The following is a 16,703-nucleotide window of genomic DNA, read 5'->3' on the forward strand; positions in this document are numbered from 1 at the left end:
CCGCCAGGAAGACGGCACCATCATCAGACCGACAAGTCTACGCATGGAAGACAAATATGTCCATACGGCAATATTTAATATCTGCCAGCAATTTGGGCTATATCAACAACAGGCGGAACAGGATAGGTCCGCCTGTGATCGCCGATTACTGCGCCGCGCCGCGCGCCTGCAAGGCGGCCCGCACGCCGGCGCCATAGGCCGGGTCGGCCTGGTCGAAGTGAGCCAGCTGACGCTGCAAGGTTTCCGGCCGCACCAGACTCAAGGGACCGGCCAGGTTGTCGAACAGGTTTTGTTTCGCCTGCGCCGACATCAAACGGAACAGATTGCCGGCCTGCGTGTAATCGTCTTCCACGCCGCGCCCATCATAGCGCGCCGCGCCGCCATCGAGCGCCAGCGCCGGCTCACCATGGCCCAGCCCTTGCGGCTGCGTGCCTGCCGCCGCCACATTCGCGTAGTTCTGCGCCGCACCGCCATTGTGGATCGCCATGCCGCCGTCGCGCTGCTGGTTGTGGAAGGGGCAGCGGGCCGCATTCACGGGCAGATGCTGGTGGTTCGTGCCGACCCGGTACAGCTGCGCGTCGTGGTAGGCGAACAGCCGGCCTTGCAGCATCTTGTCCGGCGAGTATCCCATGCCCGGCACGGCATTGGCCGGCGAAAAGGCTGCCTGCTCGACTTCCGCGTGGTAATTGTCCGGGTTACGGTTCAGCTCGAAAATACCCACCGGCAACAGCGGGAAGTCGGCGTGCGGCCACACTTTCGTCAGGTCGAACGGGTTCCAGCCCGTGCGCTGCTCCCATGCATCGAGTTGCTCCTGCGTCGCCACCTGCAGCTTGACTTCCCACTGCGGGAAATCACCGCGCTCGATGGCGCCGAACAGGTCGCGCTGGGCGTAGTCGGGGTCGGCACCGGCCAGGCGGGCGGCCTCCGCCGCAGGCAGATTCCTGATGCCCTGGCGCGTCTTGAAGTGCCATTTCACGTACACGCGCTGGCCCTCGGCATTGATCAGGCTATACGTGTGGCTGCCGAAGCCATCCATGTGACGGTAGCCGTCCGGCGTGCCGCGGTCCGAAAACAGCATGGTGACCTGGTGCAGACTTTCCGGCGCATGGCTCCAGAAGTCAAACATCATCTCGGCCGATTTCAAGTTGCTTTGCGGATCGCGCTTTTGCGTGTGGACAAAGTCGGGGAACTTGATCGGGTCCTTGATGAAAAACATGGGCGTATTGTTGCCGACGAGGTCCCAGTTGCCCTCTTCCGTATAGAAACGCACGGCGAAGCCGCGCGGGTCGCGTTCCGTATCGGCACTGCCGCGTTCGCCACCGACGGTGGAAAAGCGCGCGAAGGTGGCCGTCTGCTTGCCTACTTCACTGAACAGCTTGGCCTTGGTGTAACGCGCAATGTCGTGCGTGACGGTAAAGGTGCCGTAGGCGCCCGAGCCTTTTGCATGCACGACGCGCTCGGGAATGCGCTCGCGGTTGAAATGCTGGAGTTTTTCGATCAGGTGGAAGTCTTGCAGCAGCAGCGGGCCGCGGGGGCCGGCGCTGAGGGAATTCTGGTTGTCGGCGACGGGGATGCCCGAGGCGGTACTGAATGGCGGCTGTTGACTCATGGCTGCTTTTCCTTCGTTGTTGACTGATGGAACTTAGTGTAATGAAGTCAACGACAAAGGAAAAGCTAATTGATTTTATCGAAACGATAGATATTTACAATGAGCAACCGTGGGCGTCGCATACGCCGCCCAGCTGCGCCTGCAACTTCGCCGGTTGACCCAAAAAATCCCCGACATCGATCACGGACAACTTGCCGCTGCCATCGTCAAGCACGAACGTGGGAAAGCCCTGCCCGCCCACCTGCGCCAGCAAGGCGCGGCTGGCATCGATGTGCCGCTGCGTGGCGGCGCCCGCCTGCCGCGCATACTCGGCCTGGAAGGCCGTCCCGTCCATGCCCAGTTCTTGCGCCAAGGTCACCAGCACGGGCAGGTCGGCGATGCGCAAGCCGTCCACGTAATGGGCGCGCTGCACGCGCTGCAGCATGTCCAGGCCCTTGCCGGCCAGCACTTCCGCCGCCAGGATGGCCGTGATCGGCGGTGCGGAATCCATCATGGCCGTGGTGTCGTTCAGCAAGCCGTTGACATAGGCGTCGCCGAAGGGCTGGCCCGACAGTTGCTCGATGCGCCGGTCATGCGGCAGCACATAGCCGCGCCAGTCGGGCGTGATCTGGCGGCGATTGCTGCCCGTCATCATGCCGCCGCCGTGGAACGCCACCGTCAGGCCGGGCACGGCGCGCGCCGCCTCGACCAGCGGCGCGGCGCCGTAGCACCAGCCGCACAGGGGATCGAAAATGTAGTGCAGTGTGGGCATGACAGGCTCCTGGTTGCCGCTTACCATGTCATTTCGCCCTTGGCGACCTTCGCGCTGGTTTCTAAAGCGCCATCCAGACCCAGCTTCGGATAGCGCATTTTCATCGCCTCGATCAGCGCGGCCGAATTGGCGGCCTTGGCCGTTTCCGCTTCAAACGTCACCAGGTAGTCACGCGTAAAACCGATGCTGTCGGGCGTCAGGGGCGAACCCACCTTGAAGTGGCCGGGCACGACGGTCACAGGTTTCAAAGCGGCGATACCGTCCAGGGTCTTGAGCCAGTCCTGGCGCGATTGCGCGCTTTGCGTATCGGCCGTCCAGACGTGCAGGTTGCCAAACAGCACCACGCCGCCGACGACGGCCTTGATCGACGGAATCCACACATAGGTGCGTGAAGGCGTCGGGCCGGCGATGTCGAGCGACTGGCCTTCCAGCGTGATGCGCTGGCCTTTCAATGCGTCGGGAATGACGATGCCGTGCGGCGCGTTGTCTTTCAAAATCGGGCCCCAGTAGGCGACCTTGGCGTCAGCCTTGCGGCGGATCTCGGCCACGGTTTCCGGCGTGGCGACGATTTTTGCCTGCGGGAAAGCTGCCTTGATCACGTCGAGGCCAAAGTAAAAATCGGGATCACTGTGGCTGATGTACACCGTCGTCAGTTTCTTGCCGCTGGCGCGGATCTTTTCCACCAGTTTTTGCGCTTCGGCACGCGAGAATTGCGCATCGATCAGCACGGCGTCATGCTTGCCAGCGACCAATACGGAAGCGACGGGGAAGATGGCCGCTTCTCCCGGGTTGAACACTTCCAGGGTCAGGGGCGCGCTGGCGGCGGCCGAGGCGGCGCCGGCGGCAAACAGGGTGGAAACAAGAACGCTGCTGATAGATTTGGAGAACATGATGTGCCTTCACAAGATGATGGGATGCATGCATCTTACGTTGCTTGATTCGGTAGAAAAACCCAATAAAACGCAATAGTTTGTTGCATATTTCGGGTCAATCGCGGGCCATCGAACGCGAAACGTGTCACAACGTCATGAGGGTGTCACATTGAATTGTTATCTTGCTAGCTCTTTCAAACCTAGCCGGATGAACCACATGACACGCAGAAAAATTTCCGTCGCTGGCTGCAGCGTCGCCATCACCCTGATGCTGGCCGCCTGCGGCAGCGACGCCAAAAAAGAAGAGGTAGTGGCGGAAGCACCGCCGAAAAACGTCATCTTCTTCCTCGGCGATGGCATGGGCCTGACCACCATGACGGCCGCGCGCATCTACTCGGTAGGCGAAGAAGGCGCACTGACCATGGACACCTTGCCGGAAACGGCCTTCGTCAAGACCTTCTCGAACGACGCGCAAGTCACCGACAGCGCGCCATCGATGGCTGCCTACATGACCGGCGTCAAGATGAACAATGAAGTCATTTCCATGTCGGCCAACACGCTCGCCATCGATCCGGGCAAGGATGCCAACGGCAACAAGCTGGTCAACAAATGCGGCACCGGCAACGGCACGCCCGCCACCACCTTGCTGGAACTGGCCAAGGCCAAGGGCTACGCGGCCGGCGTCGTCAGCACGGCGCGCGTGACGCACGCCACCCCGGCGGCGACCTACTCGCACATCTGCCACCGCGACCTGGAAAACGATATCGCTGCGGCCCTCGTGCCAGGCGGCACGGGCTACAACAGCGCCCTGGGCACCACCGGCCTGGAAGTGGTGCTCGGTGGTGGCGCGCAATTCTTTACGCCATTCAAGAACGGCGGCAAGCGTTCCGACGACCGCGACCTGGTGGCCGAGCTGAAAGCGAAGAGCTACACCATCGCCAACAACGCCACCGACTTCAAGGCTGTCGATGCGGCCAAGACGGAGCGTTTGTTCGGCGTGTTTACCTCCAGCCACATGAGCTACGACCTGGACCGCGATGCGGCCAAGGAACCTAGCCTGGCGGAAATGACCACCAAGGCCATGGATGTCCTGGCCAAGAACAAGAAGGGTTATTTCCTGATGGTCGAAGGCGGCCGCATCGACCATGCGCTGCACGAAACGACGGCCAAGAAGGCCCTGCAAGACACCGTCGCGTTTGACAACGCCATCAAGGCCGCCATCGAGAAAGCCAAGCTCACCGATCCGACCCTGGCCAATACCCTGATCGTCGTCACGGCCGACCATGACCACACCCTGGTGCTGAACGGCTATGCCAAGCGCACGGGCAAGACGGCTGCCGGCAACGCCGGCGTGCTGGGCGTGGTGAAGAACTACGTCACCGGCGCGGTCGAGAAAGACCTGGACGGCGCACCGTACTCGATCATCGGCTTCGGCAATGGCGAAAAGCGCACGCAATCGAGCCGCGCCGCCATGGCCAGCCTCGATGAAACCGTCACCAGCGCCAACACTTATCACCAGGAAGCGGTGATCCGCACTGCGGTCGGCAATGAAACCCACGGCGGCACCGACGTCTTCCTGGGCGCCATCGGCAAGGGTTCGGAAACCTTCCTGGGCACCATCGACAACACCACAGTATTCGGCCTGGTCAAGACCGCCGGCGGTCTGTAATCCCCAAGAGACAAGAATTGGACAAGCACATGAAATTCACCTTGAAACCCGTTGCATCGACACCCGCCGCACTGAAATCGGCCCTGAAACTCTCCTTGCTGACCACACTCGTGGCGGCCAGCGTCGCCAGCGCCTATGCCGCCGACGCCAAGAACGTCATCTTCTTCCTCGGCGACGGCATGGGTCCTTCCGTCGTGACGGCGGCACGCATCTTCAAGTACAAGGAAGAGGGCAGCCTGAACATGGACAAGCTGGAACGCACGGCGCGCATCAAGACGTTCTCGAACGATGCACAAACGACGGACAGCGCCCCCTCGATGGCCGCCTACATGACCGGCGTCAAGATGAACAATGAAGTCATCTCGATGGCGCAGGACACCATCGCCAAGGAACCGGGCCGCGACGTCAACGGCAATCTGGGCGTGGACAACTGCCCGGCCGGCGGCAAGAGCGTGCCGACCATCCTGGAACTGGCGAAAGCCAAGGGCAAGGCCGTGGGCGCCATCACCACCACGGAATTGACGCACGCCACGCCGGCAACGACCTTCTCGCACATCTGCAACCGCAATGCGCAATACGCGATCGCCGCGCAAACGGCGCCGGGCGGCGCCGGCTACAACACGGCCCTGGGCGACGGCGTGGATGTGCTGATGGGTGGCGGTCGCAACCACTTCACGCCATGGTCGGCCAGCAACAAGGCCGGCCGCGTCGACGGCCGCGACCTGCTGGCCGAATTCGCCGCCAAGGGCTACACCGTGGCCGCCAACAAGACGGAAATGGCAGCCGCGCCGAGCAACAAGAAGTTCATCGGCCTGTACAGCGCGAAGAGCCACCTCGACTATGAACTGGACCGCACCTCATCCAAGCCATCGGCCGACGGCGCCAACCAGCCTAGCCTGTCGGAAATGACGCTCAAAGCCATCGACCTGCTGTCGAAAAACAGCGCTGGCTACTTCCTGATGGTCGAAGGCGGCCGCATCGACCACGCCTTGCACGGCATCAATGCCAAGCGCGCGCTGGTCGACACCATCGCCTTCGACGACGCCATCAAGGCGGCCATCGACAAGGTCAGGGAAACCGATCCGAAGCTGGAAAATACCCTGATCGTCGTCACGGCCGACCACGACCACACCCTGGCGTTCAACGGCTACGGCAAGCGCGGCAACCCTATCCTCGACATCAACCGCGGCTACAAGGATAACGCGCCAAGCAAGGATGAAGACGGCAATACCTACACCACCCTGGTGTTCGGCAATGGCCCGAACCGCCCTGACCTGCGCACCAACGTCGACAGCGCCACGGCCCTGTCCGACAACTACCTGCAAGAAACAGGCGTGCGCCTGGCCAGCGAAACCCACGGCGGCGGCGACGTCAAGCTGCTGGCCACGGGCGCCGGCGCCAAGGCCTTCAAGGGCACGCTGGACAACACCAAGGTGTTTGACTTGCTGAAGGCGGCATTCGGCTTCTGATCTGCATCAACACGGTAACCCCACCGGGGCGGATGGCAGTTTTGCCCTCCGCCCCTCTGCACGTAAAGGCAACACCATGAAATCGACCCTGATCGCCGTCCTCCTGGCCGCCGGCTTTGCCGCCAGCGCGCAAGCCGCTCCTGCAACCGCTTCCGCTCCCGCCGACCTGGACCTGGGCATCACTTATTACAGCCGCGTGCTGACGCCGGAAGGCGTGACGCGCGAAAGCCGCTACGAAGAAAAAATGCTGCGCCGCCCCGGCCACGTGTGGGTCGAGCGCGTGCTGGCGCCGGCGACCGACGCGCATGCCGGCCACAAGCATGGCGAGAACACCAAAGTCGCGCTGAAGGCCACGCAACATGAACACAAGCACTTCAATCCTGTGCTGATCCCGCGTCACGTGATGCTGGAAAAGAACACCGTGCGTGTGGAATACATCGATGCACACGACAAGATCGTCGTCTCCATCCCCAAGGCCGAGTACGAAAACGTCAATTTCGACGGTTCCTGGGAAAACAGTTTTTATCTGCTGGATCCGAAACTGGTCACCGCCATGCCACTGTCGAAACAGGCATCGAACGTGACGGGCGCGCGCTGGCGCGAAGTGGAAAAGAATGGCGTGTTCCAGCGCATCCTGTGGGATGAGCAAAAACAGATTCCGCTGGTCATCGAAAGCGGCGACCGCGCGAATACCTTCTATCGCCGGGTCGACGTCAAACTGCAGCCGACCGTCAGCAAGGCGCAGCCGTGGGCGAATTTGCAAAACTACGCGCAGCGCGAATACTCGGACTACCTGGACTAAGCTAGCCTCGGGACGTAAAAAAAGCCAGGGAGCGATCCCTGGCTTTTGTCTGCCTGTCTGGCTGGCGCCGGATTACTCCGCCGCTGCCGCTGCCTTCTTCGCCGGCGCCTTCTTGGCGGCCGGCTTTTTCACGGCAGCAGCTTTCTTCGCTGGCGCCTTCTTGACGGCTGCCGCTTTCTTGACGGCCGGTTTCTTCGCTGGCGCCGCACCTTCTTCGCCTTCGGCCTCGACGGCTGCCGCCTTGGTCTTCGCGCCCGGCTTGGCCTTGCGCTCTTCAAACTCGAAGCTCACCTTGCCATCCTTGCCGCGCACGAGGAAAGCCTTGAACGGGCGACGGGTACGCTGCGATACAAAGCCCGGCAGCAAGTCCGTCTTGCCATCGTTGAGCAGTTTTGCCATTTGTTCCGGCAAGATTTCCTGCTGCAAGATGATGCGGCCGCTGCGGAAATCGCAGGTCTTCGGCTTGGCCATGCTGTGTTCGCACACATAGGCCAGACCCATTTCATACACGCCGGCGTTGCACTTGGGGCAAGGTCCCACGGGCGTCTGACCCGTGAAATCGACGCCTTCGCCATCTTCGCTTTCGTCGTTCTGGCCGAAATCGAATTCCAGCTTGAAATTCTTGATCTCTTCATCGCGCACGATGCGCAGGATGGCGGCGAACGGACGGCCCATCTTCGAGCGGAAGCCTTGCAGCGGGCCGATGGTGCGGTCCTTCAGCAATTGTTCCACTTCGGCGATTTCGAACTGGCGCGAACCCGGCGTCTTGCTCATCGAGAATTCGCACTTGGTGCAGGCGAAACGACGGTAGTTTTCCTTCACCACGCCGCTGCAATTCGGGCACGGCGTTTCCAGCGTGGCGTAATCGCCGGGAATGGTGTCGTTGTCGTATTCCTTGGCGCGCTTGACGATGATTTGCGTCATCTGCGCGATTTCACGCATGAATTCTTCGCGCGAAATCTTGCCTTTTTCCATCTGCGACAGCTTGTATTCCCACTCGCCCGTCAGCTCCGGCGCCGTCAATTCGTTCACGCCCAGGCCCTTGAGCAAGGTCATCAGCTGCGAGGCCTTGGCCGTCGGGATCAGTTCGCGGCCTTCGCGGATCAGGTAGCGTTCCGTCAGCAAGCCCTCGATGGTGGCCGCGCGCGTCGCTGGCGTGCCAAGACCCTTGCCCGCCATCGCATCGCGCAACTCGTCGTCGTCGATCAGCTTGCCGGCGCCTTCCATGGCCGACAGCAACGTCGCCTCGGTATAGCGCGCTGGCGGCTTGGTCACCAGGCCGTTGGCGCTGACGCTTTCGGTCTGCACTTTCTCGCCCTTGGCGACCGGCACCAGATTGCCGTTGCCATTGCTTTCCTTGTCCGCGTCCGTCGACGCTTCCTTGCCGTAGATGGCCAGCCAGCCCGGATTGGTCATGACCTTGCCTTCAGTCTTGAACTGATGGCCGGACACTTCCGTGTAGCGCGTGGTGACCTGGAATTCCGCAGGCGGGAAGAACACGGCCATGAAGCGGCGCGTGACCAGGTCATACAATTTTTGTTCCGGCTCGGACAAATTCTTGGGCGCGATCGTCGTCGGGATGATCGCGAAGTGATCCGAGATCTTGGTATTGTCGAAGATGCGCTTGTTCGGCTTGACCCAGCCCTTGTCGATGATCTGCTTGGCGAACTGGTGGTAGTTGCTGTTGTCCTTGACCGTTTCCAGCGCCTGCAGCACGGTCGGCATGTAGTCTTCCGGCAGGTGGCGCGAATCGGTACGCGGATACGTCAATACCTTGTGCTTTTCGTACAGCGCCTGGGCCAGGCCCAGCGTGTTCTTGGCCGAGAAGCCGAAACGCGAGTTCGCTTCACGCTGCAGGCTGGTCAGGTCGAACAGGCCCGGCGCCATCGAGGTGGTCGGTTTCGATTCTTCCGTGACGATGCCCTGGCGGCCGCGGCAGGCGGTGGCGATCGAGTCGGCAGCCGTCTTGCTCCACAGGCGCTCGGCGCGCTTCTCAGGGTCGTTCTCGTCTTTCTTGAACTTCGTGTCGAGCCAGCGGCCTTCATAGATACCGGCCGCGCAGACGAATTCGGCGCGCACTTCCCAGAAGTCGCGCGGCACGAATTTTTTGATCTTGTCTTCGCGTTCGACGACGATGGAGAGCGTTGGCGTCTGCACGCGGCCCACGGTGGTCAGATAGAAGCCGCCTTCTTTCGAATTGAACGCCGTCATGGCACGCGTGCCATTGATACCGATCAACCAATCGGCTTCCGAACGGCAGCGGGCCGCGTCCGCCAGCGGCAGCATTTCTTCATCGCTGCGCAAGTGGGAAAAGCCGTCGCGGATGGCGCCCGGCGTCATCGACTGCAGCCACAAACGCTTGACCGGTTGCTTGGCTTTCGCGTTTTGCGCGATCAGGCGGAAAATCAGCTCGCCTTCGCGCCCCGCATCGCATGCGTTGATGAGGGTGGTAACGTCTTTACGTTTGATCAGCTTGTTTAATACTTTGAGGCGCGCTTCCGTCTTGGCGATCGGGTTCAGCGCGAAATACGGTGGAATCATCGGCAAGTGCGCGAAACTCCATTTGCCGCGCTTCACGTCGAATTCTTCCGGTACGGCGATCTCCAGCAAGTGGCCGACCGCCGACGACAGGACGTATTCATCCGATTCAAAGTACTCATCGTGCTTGGTGAAGCCGCCAAGCGTCTTCGCGATATCGTTCGCGACAGAAGGCTTCTCGGCGATGATGAGGGTTTTTGTCATATTTTGTGGTCTCGAAAAATGCTCTAGGATAGTTTCAGCATGCGCATCATACAGTGCATTGCCAGGCACCGACGCTTTTGTCTGCGCAATGCCTTGTGACTTGTGGTCTTGTCAAGCGGCCAATGATAAGCGCCTATTGAAGAATTCGGCAAGTTATCTGCAAGCAAGAATGCGCCAGCGCAAACATAACGGGCTGGCGGGCGCGCCGGTGCAGCACATGCTAACGGGGATGGCGCGGCGGCGGCGCCAGGGTCGGGCAGACAGCGAAGAATATGGATATATATTAGTGCAATAAGCGCGGCGGGAGGTCTTCGTCGTCGACAAATAAATCGTCGAACATCAGCGCGTCCGGTTCCTTGCCCTGGCTCCACAGCAGCATCAGCACGATGACTTTCAGCTTGCCCAGCGAAACGGGCGCCTCGTCGAGCGCCAGCGCCCGTTCGATGACGATTTCACGCTGCAGCGGCGAGAGCACCTTGGCGCTTTCCAAAAACTGGATGAAACCGATGGCGGCCGTACCCAGCACGTCGCTTTCCTGCTTGACATAGAAGCGCGTGCCTGTGGAACTGGCCGTCAGGGTTTGCTCGACACCGGCCATGGCGTTCAAGTCCGTCAGCCAGACAAGCGCTTCGGAAATCTCCACGTCGTCGAAACCGACGGCCGACAGTTTGCGCGCCAGGACGGCCGGCTCGGGGCAGGCGTCGGGGCGATAGTAAGTCTCGTAGAGGTACACCAGAATATCGAACATGGCTCTACTCTATCAGCTAAGTTCGCTGCGACACAAGGGCGCGCGCCGACAAAGCCCCCCTGTGCGGCAAGGCCGCCACACAAGTGACAAGCTGTCATTTGCAGCGTTGAAATAGTCCTCCCGGCAAGCGTTCAAGCAGGCCCGCCAGCTCCAGCGCCAGCAATTCGCCCATCAGCGCGCCCATGGCCAGGCCGCTGCGCGCGGCCAGGGTATCGGCATCGAGCGGATCGTGCCCCAGTGCGGCCAGCAGCGGCGTCTCGTCTGCCACCACTGGCGGCACAAGGGGAACGCCGCCCAGCCATTGCAACTCTTGCAGTACGTCATCGGCCGACTCGACCAGCTTGGCACCCTGCTTGATGAGCGCATGGCAACCCTTGGCCAAAGTCGCGTGGATGGAGCCGGGCAAGGCATACACATCGCGCCCCTGCTCGCCGGCCAGGCGGGCCGTGATCAGGGAACCCGATTGCGCGGCCGCCTCGATCACCAGCACGCCGCGCGTCAGGCCGCTGATCAGCCGATTGCGACGCGGAAAGTTAGCTGGCATGGCCGGCAAGCCGAGCGCGTACTCGCTGACGATGCAGCCTTGTTCGGCAATTCTTTGCGCCAGATCAAGGTTGCGTCGCGGATACACCAAATCGGCGCCCGTGCCGATCACGGCCACGGTGGCGCCGGCGCCGCGCAAGCCGCCCTCGTGCGCGTGCGTGTCGATGCCCAGCGCCAGCCCGGAAATGATGGTCAGGCCCGCCGCGCTGAGGGCGTGCGCAAAAGCGGCCGCATTCTGCATGCCTTGCGCGCTGGCATTGCGGCTACCGATGATGGCGACGCCGGGACGCGACAGCAGTTCCGCCCGCCCCCGTACATATAACAATAGCGGCGGATCGGCGATTTCCAGCAACAGGGGCGGATACGCGGCATCGGCCAGGGTCAGCACGGCATTGCCGGGCCGCTGCAGCCACTGCAGGGTGAGCGCCAGCTGGCTGTTGGCCACCGGTTTGGGCGGCTGCACGATGGCACGCGCCACGCTGGCCGGCACCACCTCGCGCAAGGCCTCGAACGGCGCGGCAAAGATTTTTGGCGGCAAGCCGAAGCGGGTCAGCAAGGCGCGCGCCGTCACCGTCCCCACGCCGGGCAGATGCTGCAGGCGCAGCCAGCCCGCCAGTTCCGTGGCCGTGTCTGCCGTTGTTGCAATTGCATGCATGACAACCTCACTGTGTACTGTGCCCTCCCATGCTAGCGCCCTGCCAGACACGCGATGCCGACGCGCGCAAGGATGCGTGCAATGGCGCTGCAAAACGGCCCCGCATCCACAGCGCCATGGGCGTCTGTGATAAAATTTCCCTTTGCAGCAAACGAATCGCGCACTGGCAAACGCATCTGCCGCGCCGTTGCGCCATCCGCGCCCCACCGTAGCACATTCAAATACAATAGCCCTGCCATCGTCCGCATGGCCCAGGCATGAATAATCAGGCGCACCGCGCCCACCTTAACCAGTCGAATCCGTATGTCCATATTAAATATCCTGCGTTACCCCGATCCTCGCCTGCATACGATCGCCAAGCCCGTCACCGAATTTGGCGAGCGCCTGCAAACCCTGATCGACGACATGGCCGAAACCATGTACGACGCCCCTGGCGTCGGCCTGGCCGCGTCGCAAGTGGACGCGCATATCCAGATGATGGTGATCGACATCACCGAAGAGAAAAACCAGCTGCAAGTGTTCGTCAACCCGGAAATCACCTGGGCCAGCGAAGAAAAGCAGATCTACGACGAAGGCTGCCTGTCCGTGCCTGGCGTCTACGATGGCGTCGAGCGTCCGGCCCGCATCAAGGTGCGCGCCCTGGACCGTCACGGCAAGCAGTTCGAACTGGAAGCCGATGGCTTGCTGGCCGTCTGCATCCAGCATGAGATGGATCACTTGCTGGGCAAGGTATTCGTCGAATATCTGTCGCCGCTCAAGCGCAACCGCATCAAGGCCAAGATGATCAAGGAAGTCCGTGGTCTCGAGCGCGAAGCGAGTCTGCGCGCTCAGAACCGCCGCTTCTAACACCTGACCAAACCTACTGCGCGTCGCGACTTGCGGCCTGCGATGCTCACTGTGCTCCAGCACAGTTCCGCTTCTCAGCCACAATTCGCTTCCGCTCGCTACGGTTTTGTAAGGTGTTAAAGGAGTTTTTGCAGTACTGCTGATAGACTAAGCAGCAACAGTCGTCGTTACACCATGCCAGCCTGGCGCCTCCGGCGCGGGCCTGCGCACCTCACGTCAAGGAACCATATGAAAGTGATCTTCGCAGGCACGCCTGAATTCGCCGCCACGGCCCTGAAAGACTTGCACGAAGCGGGATTCGACATTCCGCTGGTGCTGACCCAGCCCGACCGCCCGGCCGGACGCGGCATGCAGCTGCACGCCTCGGCCGTCAAGCAATATGCGCAGCAGCATGGCATCGAGGTGCTGCAGCCCTTGTCCCTGCGCATGGACAGCAAGGACCCGCAGCGCGCCGCCGAGGCAAAAGCGGCCCACGAGCGCCTGCTGGCCACCGACTACGACGTGATGGTGGTGGCGGCGTACGGCTTGATCTTGCCGCGCAGCACGCTCGACCTCAAACCCTGCATCAATATCCACGGTTCATTGCTGCCGCGCTGGCGCGGTGCCGCACCGATTCACCGCGCCATCGAGGCCGGCGACGATGAAACGGGCGTGACCATCATGCAGATGGAAGAAGGCCTCGATACGGGCCCCATGCTGGCCATCGAGCGCACGCCCATCGAAGCGGGCGATTCCACCGCCAGCCTGCACGACAAACTGGCCACCCTGGGCGGCAAGATGATCGTCGAGACCCTGCGCAAGATGCAGCAGCAGCCGCTGGAAGCCGTGCCGCAGCCGGAAGCGGGCGTCACTTACGCGGCAAAAATCGCCAAGGACGAGGCGGCGCTCGATTTCAGCCAGCCTGCGCTGGAACTGGGGCTGAAAATCCGCGCCTTCAATCCGTTTCCCGGCGCCTGCGGCCAGGTCGATGGCGTCACCATCAAGATCTGGGCCGCCGAGGTACTCGAAGCGGACAGCCAGGAAGCGCCGGGCCAGGTGCTGGCGGCCGACGCCCAGCACGGCATCGTCGTGGCCTGCGGCAATGGTTCCCTGCGCCTGACGGAACTGCAAAAACCGGGCGGCAAGCGCCTGCCCGCGGCAGAATTCATCAAGGGTTTCCCGCTGGAAGGCAAACGCTTTACTTGATGGCACGGCATCGTCTGTCGACGACCATTAAAAAAGGGCTTGCCGCGGCAAGCCCTTGTTGCATCCAGCGACTGCCCTTAGCGGCGCTGCACCTTCATCAAACGTGCGCCCACGGACGACGACAGGCTGACCTCGAAACGTCCGCCGGCCGGCAAGGCGCTCACGTCAACGCTGGCGTTGCCACCGTTCAAGCCGCTGGCGACCACCATCTTGCGGCCATCGGCTGCCACGTGCAGCACGGCCGCATACGGCTCCGCCTGGGCATCCCAGACCAGCGCCAGCTTGCCAGCGCTTTGCGTTACCTCAAAGCTGCCATCGTTGGCGGCCTTGCCGCGGCGCGCCGAACGCTCCAGCCGGGTCAATGGCTTACCATTTGACAATACTTCCACGTCGCTGATATCGCCCGGGTTGGCGAAACTGACGCGGAAGTGGCGCATGGCGCTACCGCCGTGGTCGGCCACGGTGACCGCATCGAAAGGCAAGTCGATAGTCGTTCCCGATGCCCTCAGAACCCGCAGGGTGTACGCCTGGCCACTGCCGCTGGCCGCTGCGCCCACACGCGTGGACGAGGCAACGGCTGGGCGCAGGGCCACGCCGGTCGGCGTGATGCTGCCGGAAATGGTCAGGTAGCCATTTTCGGCCACGGACATGCTGGCGGCCAGCACATTGCTGCCCGTCATTTGCGTGCTGCGTTTTTCCAGGAATTGCTGCACCCGCGCATAGCTGTAGTCGGAGAACCAGGCGCCGCTGCAATAGCTCATCACGTCCTTCATCGGCGTGCCGCCATTGACTGCCTTGCTCAGTTGGCCGATGCTGCCCGCATAGTCGCTGTTATACAGCGGTTGCGGGCCCAGATTGCCATTTGCATACGGGTAGTCGGCGACCGCGCCGGCCGCGCCGCCGCAGGCAACGTGCTGCAGCGAGTGATTGTGGCCCAGCTCATGCACGAGCGTGGTCAGCCATTCAGGCCATTTATTGCCGAAGGGATCGAACGCCGCGCTGGTATTGAATCTGGCGTCCAGGCCGATGGCCGAGGTGCTGTCGTTGCCGCTGCTGCGGCCGTTGATGTAGGCCAGGCCCGCTGCGCGGGTGACAGACATTTTCGGTACGAAACCATAATAATAGGCGCCGCTGTCTTCCTGCACCCGCTTGCTTTCCAGCTCTCCCAGGGCATTGCTCCACCAGCTGTCGGCCGTGCTGCTGCCCGGCATGCTCAGCGCAGTGCGCGTGGTGATGCTGATGTTTTCCGTCGCATACGGATATACGCGCAGCAGCGCGGCGCGGATATCCTGGGCGTCAGGCAGTTGTGCCACGCCATCATCGGTACTCAAGGGTACGAGTACCAGGCGGATGCGCGCCGCGCTGGACACGGCCGGCGCCGCTTCCTGGCTCACTTGCACGCCGTCATTGCCCACGGCCGTCACGCGCACGCGCACGCCGGGCAAGATCCAGCCTGCAGGCAGGACGGCACTGAAATTGCCATTGAAACTGTCATCGCTTTTCGCCGTCGGCAAGACTGACGGGCCACTCATGCTGATGCTGCCCAGGTTGCTGCCATTGGCGGCGGTCGCCATCAAGGTCACGGCGGGGCTGGCCTGGCCCGCTTGCAAGGCCAGCACGGACACGCGCACGGCGGCCTGCTTGCCGCGCGTCAGGCGCAAGGCCGTATTGCTGGCGTTCAAGTTCAGTACCTGCGCGAAATCAATACTGCCCAGGGTAAACGCCGACACCGTGCCTGCATTGACGGCGATGCGCGACGCGGCCGACAGCATCACATCGCCCGTTGCCGAGCCTGGGGCAGACAACAGCAACTGGCTGGCACTGGCGCTGACGATAAGGGCTGGCGTATTGCCCACCGACGCCGAGCTGACCTGGTCGAGATTGCTGCCCTGCAGCGTCACCGACAAGGTCCCGTTGCTGACAACCGACGTGATCGACGTCACGGCCACGCTCGCCAAGACCTTGTAGGTATCGCTGCTGATGGCATCGTTGTAAGGACCGCGCACCGTCAGCGCCCCCGTGGCCGCACCCAAGGGCACCAGCACGGTCACGCTGCCGGCCGTCTGGCTTTGCGGCGTCGCCGCCGCACCATTGCCAAACTGCACCGCCGTCACGGCGCCCATGCCACCGCCCGCGATCGTCACGCTGGAACCGACGCCGCCCGTCGCCGGTGCGATGCTGCCCACGCTCAATGGCAGGTACACATTGACGTTATAGCTGGTGGCCGCCGTGCCGCTGGCGCTGACCAGGCTCAAGGCGCCCGCTACGGGCACGCCCGGCATGGCCAGGGTCACGCTGGTGTCGCTGGCGGCGCTGGTGGCAAGCGGCACGCCGCCCACCTGGAAGGCCGTCACGCGGCTCAGATTCGTGCCCGTGACCACCAGGCTGCCACCCACGGCGACATTCGCCGCCGAGACGGCCGTCACGGCAGGAATCACGACGGGATTAGCCGAGGTGGTCGTCACCGCCGTGTCGCCACCACCACCACCACCGCCGCAAGCGGACAGGCCCAGCATGACAAACAATGCAACAAGCAAATGGTTTTTCACGGCTGGCATCCATGCTGATGCGGCGCGAGGCAGGGGAGGAGACGAGAGAAATGTGACATATAGGTGACTTTTGGTGGGAATTTACTTTCGAGGAACCAATATTATCGGTTAATTCGATTCCTAACGACAACTATTGCTGCTGTTGATTCACTTAGTTTTGATCATGATTGAAACATCGGCTTGGCAAACTTTATGTGGAACCCTCTTCCTCTCGCTCTGCATTGGCTGAAAAATTGACATTTTGAGCAAAATTTTCAGGGATG

General features: G+C 62.0%; 13 protein-coding genes. 5 read left to right on the forward strand and 8 right to left on the reverse strand.

All coding sequences use genetic code 11. The features are described from left to right. Positions 1-145: 145 nt before the first annotated feature. From ACP7DW_RS19110 to ACP7DW_RS19120, 3 genes are all read right to left on the reverse strand, one after another. The gene (locus ACP7DW_RS19110) at positions 146-1,609 is read right to left on the reverse strand and encodes a catalase (RefSeq protein ID WP_426056087.1); all 1,464 of its coding nucleotides are present in this window, start codon (positions 1,607-1,609) and stop codon (positions 146-148) included. Positions 1,610-1,703: 94 nt separating this feature from the next. Further along, positions 1,704-2,360, reverse strand: coding sequence for a DsbA family protein (locus ACP7DW_RS19115; protein WP_426056086.1), 657 nt, complete (start codon positions 2,358-2,360; stop codon positions 1,704-1,706). A 20-nt stretch (positions 2,361-2,380) separates the two neighbouring features. Continuing rightward, complete coding sequence (locus tag ACP7DW_RS19120) at positions 2,381-3,250, reverse strand: MBL fold metallo-hydrolase (RefSeq protein WP_426056085.1); 870 nt, start codon at positions 3,248-3,250, stop codon at positions 2,381-2,383. 199 nt (positions 3,251-3,449) lie between these two features. Between ACP7DW_RS19120 and ACP7DW_RS19125 the strand changes: the two genes are divergently transcribed. The 3 genes from ACP7DW_RS19125 to ACP7DW_RS19135 all read left to right on the forward strand — a co-directional run bounded on the left by ACP7DW_RS19125 (position 3,450) and on the right by ACP7DW_RS19135 (position 7,172). Next, positions 3,450-4,901, forward strand: a complete 1,452-nt coding sequence (locus tag ACP7DW_RS19125; RefSeq protein WP_426056084.1) for an alkaline phosphatase — start codon at positions 3,450-3,452, stop codon at positions 4,899-4,901. Between the two features lie 29 nt (positions 4,902-4,930). After that, the gene (locus ACP7DW_RS19130; RefSeq protein WP_426056083.1) at positions 4,931-6,370 is read left to right on the forward strand and encodes an alkaline phosphatase; all 1,440 of its coding nucleotides are present in this window, start codon (positions 4,931-4,933) and stop codon (positions 6,368-6,370) included. A gap of 76 nt (positions 6,371-6,446) precedes the next feature. Next, positions 6,447-7,172 carry a hypothetical protein gene (locus tag ACP7DW_RS19135; RefSeq protein WP_298403264.1) on the forward strand — a complete coding sequence of 242 codons (726 nt, stop codon included), beginning with the start codon at positions 6,447-6,449 and terminating at the stop codon, positions 7,170-7,172. A 72-nt stretch (positions 7,173-7,244) separates the two neighbouring features. Here the strand turns inward: ACP7DW_RS19135 and ACP7DW_RS19140 are convergent, their stop codons facing one another. The 4 genes from ACP7DW_RS19140 to ACP7DW_RS19155 form a co-directional block, all read right to left on the reverse strand. Next, positions 7,245-9,914 carry a DNA topoisomerase III gene (locus ACP7DW_RS19140; RefSeq protein WP_426056082.1) on the reverse strand — a complete coding sequence of 890 codons (2,670 nt, stop codon included), beginning with the start codon at positions 9,912-9,914 and terminating at the stop codon, positions 7,245-7,247. A gap of 283 nt (positions 9,915-10,197) precedes the next feature. Continuing rightward, a complete protein-coding gene (locus ACP7DW_RS19145; RefSeq protein WP_096233791.1) occupies positions 10,198-10,662 on the reverse strand; it encodes a DUF494 family protein in 465 nt (154 codons plus the stop codon). Between the two features lie 94 nt (positions 10,663-10,756). Then, the gene (gene dprA, locus ACP7DW_RS19150; RefSeq protein ID WP_426056081.1) at positions 10,757-11,860 is read right to left on the reverse strand and encodes a DNA-processing protein DprA; all 1,104 of its coding nucleotides are present in this window, start codon (positions 11,858-11,860) and stop codon (positions 10,757-10,759) included. A gap of 32 nt (positions 11,861-11,892) precedes the next feature. Beyond that, on the reverse strand, positions 11,893-12,171 hold the full coding sequence (locus tag ACP7DW_RS19155; protein WP_426056080.1) for a hypothetical protein: 279 nt from the start codon (positions 12,169-12,171) through the stop codon (positions 11,893-11,895). Here ACP7DW_RS19155 and def point away from each other — a divergent pair. Further along, positions 12,164-12,706, forward strand: coding sequence for a peptide deformylase (def, locus tag ACP7DW_RS19160; RefSeq protein WP_426056079.1), 543 nt, complete (start codon positions 12,164-12,166; stop codon positions 12,704-12,706). The two genes, ACP7DW_RS19155 and def, sit on opposite strands and share 8 nt — an antisense overlap. Positions 12,707-12,934: 228 nt before the next feature. After that, on the forward strand, positions 12,935-13,891 hold the full coding sequence (gene fmt / locus ACP7DW_RS19165; protein WP_298403249.1) for a methionyl-tRNA formyltransferase: 957 nt from the start codon (positions 12,935-12,937) through the stop codon (positions 13,889-13,891). Positions 13,892-13,968: 77 nt separating this feature from the next. Here the strand turns inward: fmt and ACP7DW_RS19170 are convergent, their stop codons facing one another. Continuing rightward, entirely contained in the window at positions 13,969-16,440 is a 2,472-nt protein-coding gene (locus ACP7DW_RS19170) for an IPT/TIG domain-containing protein (RefSeq protein WP_426056078.1), read from the reverse strand. Between the last annotated feature and the right edge of the window lie 263 nt (positions 16,441-16,703).

Origin of the sequence: Janthinobacterium sp. PSRC1-1, from assembly GCF_049897525.1 — a bacterium.
GTDB classification, from domain to species: Bacteria; Pseudomonadota; Gammaproteobacteria; order Burkholderiales; family Burkholderiaceae_D; genus Janthinobacterium; species Janthinobacterium tructae.